We start from the raw sequence: 7,882 nt of genomic DNA, 5'->3' as shown, positions 1-7,882 counted from the left end.
GCGATCCGGACACGGTGGACTACGCCATTCCGGGCAATGACGACGCCAGCCGCGCGCTCGAGCTCTATGTCTCGCTGATCTCGCGCGCCGCCATCGACGGCATCGGCCGTTCTTCCTCGGCGCTGGGCGCCGACCTGGGCGCTTCGGCCGAAGCCCCCGCGGAAGACCTGCCCACCGAAGAAGCCGCCAGCTAAGCCTGCACCGGCGACAGCTACCCAATTCAAACCAATGCGGCCCCGCCAAGGGGCCGCCAAGAGGTGAATCATGGAAATCACTGCTGCAATGGTCAAGCAGCTCCGCGACTCGACCGGCGTCGGGATGATGGACTGCAAGAAGGCCCTGGCTGAAACCAATGGCGACATGGAAGCCGCCATCGACTGGCTGCGCACGCGCGGCCTGGCCAAGGCCGCCAAGAAGGCCGACCGCGTCGCCGCCGAAGGGCTGGTCGGGGTCGCCACCGCCGGCACCAAGGCCGCCGTGGTCGAAGTGAACTCGGAAACCGACTTCGTTGCCCGCAACGAGCAGTTCCAGTCCATCGTAGGCAGCGTCGCCAAGCTGGCGCTCGACGCCGATGGGGACGTGGTCAAGCTCGACGAAATGCCGTTCCCCGGCACCGGACATTCGGTTTCGGCCGAGCTGACCGAAGCCATCGCCAAGATCGGCGAGAACATGAACCTGCGCCGCGCCGCCTCCGTCTCGGTGTCCGACGGCGTTGTGGAAAGCTATGTGCATAACGCCGTCAAGCCCGGCATGGGCAAGATCGGCATCCTGGTGGCGCTGGAATCGAGCGGCGACAAGGCCGCGCTGTCCGCCCTGGGCAAGCAGCTTGCCATGCATATCGCGGCGACCAACCCGGTCTCGATCTCGGCTGAAGAGGTCGACCCGGCCGTGGTGGCCCGCGAGCGCGCCATCATTCTCGAGCAGGTCAAGGAATCGGGCAAGCCCGCCGACATCGCCGAGAAGATGGTCGATGGCCGCATGCGCAAGTATTTCGAGGAAGTCACGCTTCTGGCGCAGACCTTCGTGATCGACGGGGAAACCAAGGTCTCCGACGCGATCAAGAATGCCGAGAAGGATGTCGGCGCCCCGATCAAGCTGACCAAGTTCGTGCGCTTCGCCCTGGGTGAAGGCATCGAAAAGGCCGAGACCGACTTCGCCGCCGAAGTCGCCGCCACTGCCGGCGTCAAGTAAGGCGCGAAAGACCATTGCGGGTGGCCCAAGGGCCGCCCGCCGCTCTCCCCGCATCGGCCATGATTTGGCCGGGATCGAGCGTAAAACCCAGCCTGCACTGCAAATATGTGGCGGAGCCTTCTGTCGAAGGCGGATTTGCCATAGGGTTCTTCGGGTGTCGTCGGATTCGCGGCCCCATCCACTCCGTCCATATGAAGGGGACCATCCATGGCGCCTGCCTATAAACGCATTCTGCTCAAGGTTTCGGGCGAGGCGCTGGCGGGCGACAATTCCTTCGGCATCGAGCCGCAATTCCTCCAGGCCATCGCCGGCCAGATCGCCAATGTCGCCAAGAGCGGTGTGCAGGTGGCCATCGTGGTGGGCGGGGGCAACATCTTTCGCGGCATGGCCGGCGCCGCCGATGGCACCGACCGGGTGACCGCCGATCTCATGGGCATGCTGGGCACGATGATCAACGCCCTGGCCCTGAGCAACGCCATTTCGCGCCAGGGCGTCAAATCCAAGCCCTTCAGCGCCGCCACCATGCCTTCGGTGGCCGACACCTTCACCGCGCGCGACGCCAAGCAGGCGCTGGAGGAGGGGTTCGTGGTGGTGCTGGGCGGGGGCACCGGCAATCCCTTCTTCACCACTGACACGGCTTCGACGCTGCGCGCCATCGAACTGGAATGCGACGTCGTGCTCAAGGGCACCAAGGTGGATGGCGTCTATTCGGAAGACCCGATGAAAAATCCGGCCGCCAGCCGGTATGACACCGTCAGCTATGACGAAGTCATCAGCAAGAACCTGCGTGTCATGGATACTGCGGCCTTTGCCCTTGCCCGTGACAACAACATGCCGATAATCGTATATGCGCTCGATGACGCCGCCGGACTTTCCGGAGTGCTGGCCGGCATTGCGCGTTCCACCCGTGTCGGCGGCGCGCCCCAAGACTAGAAGGACCACGAACATGGCCGGTTACGACCTCGCTGATCTCAAGACCCGCATGCAGAAATCCGTCGCCTCGCTGCGCGACGAACTCTCCGGCCTGCGCACCGGCCGCGCCAGCGCCAGCCTTCTGGAGCCGGTGACCGTGGACGCCTATGGCTCGCGCATGCCGCTCAACCAGGTGGCGACCGTCACCGTGCCCGAGCCGCGCATGCTCTCGGTGCAGGTGTGGGACCGCTCCATGGCCAATGCCGTGGAAAAGGCGATCCGCGACAGCGGGCTTGGCCTCAACCCGATGAGCGAGGGGCAGGTGATCCGCGTGCCGCTGCCCGAACTCAACGAACAGCGCCGCAAGGAACTGGCCAAGGTGGCCCATAACTACGCCGAAGCGGCTCGCGTCGCGGTGCGCCATATCCGCCGCGATGGCATGGATGCGCTCAAGAAGGCGGAAAAGGACGGCGATCTGAGCCAGGACGACGCCCGCACCCAGTCCGATCTGGTGCAGAAGGCGACCGACGCCGCCGTGGCCGAGATCGACCAGACCGTCGCCGCCAAAGAAGCCGAAATCATGCAGGTCTAGGCTCTCCGCACTGCGCCGGGAGGGCGTAGATGTCCATCGACTCCGCCATCGCCACCGATCTCGCGCAGCGCCAGCGGCTTCGCGTGCCCACGCATCTGGGCGTGATCATGGACGGCAATGGCCGCTGGGCGAAGGCCCGCGGCAAGCGACGGACCGAAGGCCATGTGGAAGGCGTCAAGGCGCTGCGCAACCTGGTCGACAATTGCGCCAGCTATGGCGTCTCCTATCTCACCGTATTCAGCTTCTCCTCGGAGAACTGGGGGCGGCCGAAGGAAGAAGTCTCCTTTATCTTCAATCTGTTGCGGCGCTTTGTTGCCTCAGACCTGCAAAGGCTGGTGCGCAACAATGTGCAGGTGCGCGTCATCGGCAGCCGCCAGGGCCTGGAGCCGGGCCTGGTGCGGCTGATCGAGGATGTGGAAGCCAAGACAGCGGGCAATACCGGGCTGGTCTTCATCGTGGCCTTCAATTATGGCGGCAAGGCCGAAATCGTCGAGGCGACGCGGCGGCTGGCCCGGGATGTGGCGGCCGGCCGGCTGGCGCCCGAGGATATCGACGAGACAAAGCTGGCCGACAGCCTTTATACGGCGGGCCTGCCCGACCCCGACCTGATCATCCGCACCAGCGGCGAGCAGCGCATCTCCAATTTCCTGCTCTGGCAGGCGGCCTATGCCGAATTCGTCTTCGTGGAGGAAAACTGGCCCGATTTCGACGAGGCCAGCTTCATCAGGGTGCTTGAAACCTTTGCCCAGCGCGACAGGCGCTTCGGCGGCATCGAGGTGGCCGATCCGTGACCCGTCAAGACGATCCGCCCTCCGGGCCTCCGCAGAATCGCCGCCGGCTCTGGTCCGACCTCGGCCCGCGCTTCGCCTCCGCCATCGTTCTCATCATCCTTACGGCCACCGCTCTTTATCTCGGCGGCTATATTTTTGCCGGGGTGGTGGGCGCGGTGTTCGCCGGAGCCTACCGGGAATGGGAGAACATGATCACGCGGGCGCCGCTGACGCCCGCCAGCATGGCGCTGATCGGGCTGGTCGCGCTTTCGGGCCTGGCCTTTCCGCTGGCCGGGCCGCTGGGTTCGATCGCCGTCATCGCCATCGCCATCGTGGTGGCGCTGGCGATGGGCGGGGAATGGCTGATCTGGCGGCTCATCGGGCTGTGCATCTATGGCGCCATCATCATCGCGGCGCTGGCCATGCGCGGCGACACCATGGCCGGGGTGTGGGCCGGGGTCTATCTGGGCACGGTGGTGTGGATGACCGATTCCGCCGCCTTCTTCACCGGCCGCCAGATCGGCGGGGAGAAGCTGGCGCCAGCCATTTCGCCCTCCAAGACATGGTCGGGCGCGCTGGGCGGGCTGGCCCTGGGAACCGGGGCAGGGCTCCTGGCCTGGTCTGTGCTCACCCCTTCGCCCTGGTGGATCGGCCTGATCCTATCGGCCACCATCAGCACCCTGGGGCAGTTGGGCGATCTGGGCGAAAGCGCCATCAAGCGGCATTTCCGCATCAAGGACAGCGGCGACATCATCCCCGGCCATGGCGGGCTGATGGACCGGCTCGACAGCCTCACTTTCGGCGTGTTGATGGTTCTTCTGGTCGGAGCGCTGCATGCCGGCTTCGGCTCCGTGGCCGAGGGGCTGCTTTACTGGTAAGCCGAGGGCGCGCCGGCGCCGTCCGATCCCGCAAGGAAAACCATGTTCGATTTCCTCTTCTGGCTCTTGTCCTATCTGGTGCCGTTCCTGGCGGTGCTCACGGTCATCGTCTTCGTGCATGAGATGGGCCATTATCTGGTGGCCCGCTGGAACGGCGTGGCCATCCAGACCTTTTCGGTGGGCTTCGGGCGCGAACTGTTCGGCTGGAACGATCGCCACGGCACGCGCTGGCGCCTCTCGGCCATTCCGCTTGGCGGCTATGTGCGCTTCGTGGGCGACATGAACCCGGCCAGCGTGCCCGACCCGGAGGCGGCCCGGAAGGTGGCGCCGGAGCTGGCGCCGCGCCTCTTCATCAACAAAAATGTGTGGCAGAGAATCGCCATCGTCCTGGCCGGCCCGGTGGCCAATATCCTGCTCACCTTCCTCATTCTCTACGCCCTGTTGCTCGGCTATGGCCGCTACACGCTGTCCCCGGTGGTGGATAGCGTCATCGCCGGATCGGTGGCGGAAGAGGCCGGAATCGAGGCGGGGGACGTCATCGTCTCGGTGGATGGCTATGCCGTCCATGGCTTCGAGGATTTCCAGCGCCTGGTGGCGACCGCGCCGGCGCGGCCGGTCAGCATCGATCTCGACCGCAATGGTGTGCGCCAGAGCCTCACCCTGACGCCCGAGGCGGTGGAAACCACCGACCGTTTCGGCAATGTGCAGCGCATAGGGCGCATCGGGGTGAGCCGCAATGTCGAGGAGGCGGACGTGACGCTCTACCGGCCCGGACCGGTGGAGGCGGTGAGCATGACGGTGGAGGAAATCCGCTTCATCGTGCAGCGCACCGCCGCGTTCCTGGGCGACTTCTTCGTCGGGCGGGGCGATGTGGAGCAGATCGGCGGGCCGGTGAAGGTGGCCAAGGTTTCGGGGCAGGTGGCCACGCTCGGCATCGTCGCGCTGATCAACCTGACGGCGCTGTTGTCGCTCAATATCGGAATTTTCAACCTTTTGCCGGTGCCCATGCTCGACGGCGGGCATCTTCTGTATTATCTGGTCGAGGCCGTCAGGGGGCGTCCGCTCAGCATGAGGGTGCAGGAAATCGGGTTCCGCTTCGGCTTCGCCCTGGTTGTCGCGCTCATGGTGTTCACGCTCTTTAACGACACCATCTTCGCCTATCTCAGGGCGGCTGGGTAACGGTCGGTTAACCTTGGTTGGCAAGGTGTTGCAGGAATACAAGAGCACCAATCATTTGCTAACCGCGACGGGGCTTTCGCCTTGTCCTTGGTTAAAAAGACGGTAAAACGGTGCAATGGAGTAGCTTGGGGGAGCGCTGTGCATGGCGATTCTCCGGGCCTGGTCGCAGAAGGCAATAATAATATGATCCATCCCACCAAGCTGATACGCGGCGCGGTTCTGGCGCTGGCGATACTGGGTGCAGCCCCTCTCGCGGGGTCGGGCATCCCGCTTCTCGGTGTCGTCTCTGCGCAGGCTCAGGAGCAGCTGGTCGGTGCCGTCCAGTTCGAGGGCAACCGCCGCTTCTCCGATGCCCAGCTTCTGGCCATGGTCGATATGTCGACTTCGGGTGTCTACACCCAGTCGCGCCTCGCCGCCGACATCGAAAGCATCCGCCAGGCCTATGACCGCGACGGCTTCCGGTCCGTCTCGGTGACGGCGCGGACCGAAGCGGTGGACAATGGCCGCGTGCGCGTGGTGTTCGTGGTCAATGAAGGCAACCGCGCCGGCATTGCCGCCATCAACTTCACCGGCAACAACGCCTTCCATGCCAATACCCTCAAGAGCAACATGCTCACCAAGGAAACGGGCATTCTGAGCTGGCTATTCAAGGATGACGGCTATGACGAGCAGAAGCTCGCCGTCGATCGCGAGCGCCTGCGCCTGTTCTACGCCAATCGCGGCTATCCCGACGCCCAGGTGACCTCGGTCGGCGAATACGACGCCGCCAAGAACGCCTATTTCATCAACTTCACGGTGAATGAGGGCCAGCGCTACCAGTTCTCGGGCGTGGCCATCGAAACCAGCATTGCCGGGCTGAACACCGACGTGCTGCGCGGCACCGTGCAGACGAACAAGGGCACCAATTACTCGGTCTCGCATTTGCAGAAGACCATCGAGGACATGGCCTATGAGGCCACGACGCAGGGCTATTCCTTCGCCGACGTCCGCGCCCGCCTCGACCGCGACGTCGCCTCGGGCACCTTCAACGTCACCTATCTGGTGGATGAGGGCGCGCGCCTCTATGTCGAGCGCATCAACATCACCGGCAACGAGAAGACCCGCGACTTCGTGATCCGTCGCGAGCTGGACTTTGCCGAAGGCGACCCCTTCAACCGCGCGCTACTCGTGCGCGGCCGCCAGAACATCCAGAACCTCGGCTATTTCTCGGCCGTGGATGTGACCACCATCGGCGGCTCCTCGCCCGACAAGATCGTCATCAACATCGCCGTGACCGAAAGCTCCACCGGTGAATATGGCGCGACCGCGGGCTATTCGACCGTCGACGGCATTCTGGGCGAAATCTCGCTGACCGAACGCAACTTCCTGGGCCGGGGCCAGTATCTGCGCGCCGCCATCGGGGCGTCGCAGTCGGGCCGCACCTTCGACTTCTCCTTCACCGAGCCCCGCTTCATGGGTCTCAAGGTGTCGGCGGGCGTGGATGCCTATCACCGCATCACCGAGGAATCGACCACCGGCGTCTATGGCACGGAAGCCACCGGCGGCCAGCTCCGCGTCGGCGTGCCGCTGACCAGCGACCTGTCGGCCACGGTGTTCACGGGCATCGAGCGCAAGCTCGTCAAGGATGCCGATGCGCCGTTCTCGCTGCTGGTGGCCAATGGCGACGAATACTACAAGGCCTTTGTCGGCTACACGCTGACCTGGTCGGGCCTGGATGACGTCAAGAAGCCGACCAATGGCCTCTATGCCACCTTCACGCAGCAATATATCGGCTGGGATCACAATCTGATCCGCTCCGAGGCCCGGGCCCGCTACTTCATCCCGGTGCTGCAGGATACCGGCATCGTGGCCAGCCTGCGCGGCCAGGCCGGCGTCATCAACGACCTCGATGGCAATGGCGTGCACACCGTGGAATCCTTCATCCCCGGCCCGCAGCTGATCCGTGGCTTCGAAGGCCGTGGCCTGGGCCCGCGCATCCAGAACGGCGAATATCTCGGCGCCGTCGCCTATGCCGGCCTCTCCGCCGAAGTGCAGTTCCCCATCCCGGGCCTGCCGGAGAATTACGGCCTCAGCGGTGCCCTGTGGGCGGATGCCGCCTGGATCGACGGCGTGAACGTGCCGCGCCTGGGCGCCAATACGGTCGACCCGGACAGCATCGACCAGCCGTGGCGGACCTCGATCGGCGCCTCGCTGATCTGGGACAGCCCGTTCGGCCCGCTGCGTGGCGACTTCGCCCACGTGCTGAACAAGTCGACGGCGGACCGCACCCAGGTCTTCCAGCTCACCATGTCGACCTTGTTCTAGTCGCTCCGGGGTGAGAGAGTTCATAGAGCCGCGGGCGGCAAGCACCGCGGCTCTTT

Annotated in this window: 8 protein-coding genes; all 8 read left to right on the top strand. The window is 64.8% G+C overall.

What is annotated here, in order from left to right; all coding sequences use genetic code 11:
* Positions 1-194, top strand: a 194-nt coding sequence (locus VDP82_RS01665; protein ID WP_323013095.1) for a 30S ribosomal protein S2, incomplete at its 5' end; no start/stop codon positions are given.
* A 70-nt stretch (positions 195-264) separates the two neighbouring features.
* Complete coding sequence (gene tsf / locus VDP82_RS01660) at positions 265-1,191, top strand: translation elongation factor Ts (protein ID WP_323013094.1); 927 nt, start codon at positions 265-267, stop codon at positions 1,189-1,191.
* 207 nt (positions 1,192-1,398) lie between these two features.
* Positions 1,399-2,124, top strand: coding sequence for a UMP kinase (pyrH, locus tag VDP82_RS01655; protein ID WP_323013093.1), 726 nt, complete (start codon positions 1,399-1,401; stop codon positions 2,122-2,124).
* Between the two features lie 13 nt (positions 2,125-2,137).
* The gene (gene frr / locus VDP82_RS01650) at positions 2,138-2,695 is read left to right on the top strand and encodes a ribosome recycling factor (protein ID WP_323013092.1); all 558 of its coding nucleotides are present in this window, start codon (positions 2,138-2,140) and stop codon (positions 2,693-2,695) included.
* Positions 2,696-2,724: 29 nt separating this feature from the next.
* The gene (locus VDP82_RS01645) at positions 2,725-3,486 is read left to right on the top strand and encodes an isoprenyl transferase (RefSeq protein WP_323013091.1); all 762 of its coding nucleotides are present in this window, start codon (positions 2,725-2,727) and stop codon (positions 3,484-3,486) included.
* A complete protein-coding gene (locus VDP82_RS01640; protein WP_323013090.1) occupies positions 3,483-4,343 on the top strand; it encodes a phosphatidate cytidylyltransferase in 861 nt (286 codons plus the stop codon). The genes VDP82_RS01645 and VDP82_RS01640 overlap by 4 nt, the downstream gene beginning before the upstream one ends.
* Positions 4,344-4,385: 42 nt before the next feature.
* On the top strand, positions 4,386-5,522 hold the full coding sequence (rseP, locus tag VDP82_RS01635; RefSeq protein ID WP_323013089.1) for an RIP metalloprotease RseP: 1,137 nt from the start codon (positions 4,386-4,388) through the stop codon (positions 5,520-5,522).
* Positions 5,523-5,705: 183 nt separating this feature from the next.
* Positions 5,706-7,826 carry an outer membrane protein assembly factor BamA gene (gene bamA, locus VDP82_RS01630; RefSeq protein WP_323013088.1) on the top strand — a complete coding sequence of 707 codons (2,121 nt, stop codon included), beginning with the start codon at positions 5,706-5,708 and terminating at the stop codon, positions 7,824-7,826.
* Positions 7,827-7,882 lie beyond the last annotated feature (56 nt).

Origin of the sequence: Devosia sp. (genome assembly GCF_034675085.1) — a bacterium.
Classification (GTDB): Bacteria; Pseudomonadota; Alphaproteobacteria; order Rhizobiales; family Devosiaceae; genus Devosia.
The sequence above is the reverse complement of the archived record's forward strand: the minus strand, read 5'-3'. Positions and strand labels throughout refer to the sequence as shown.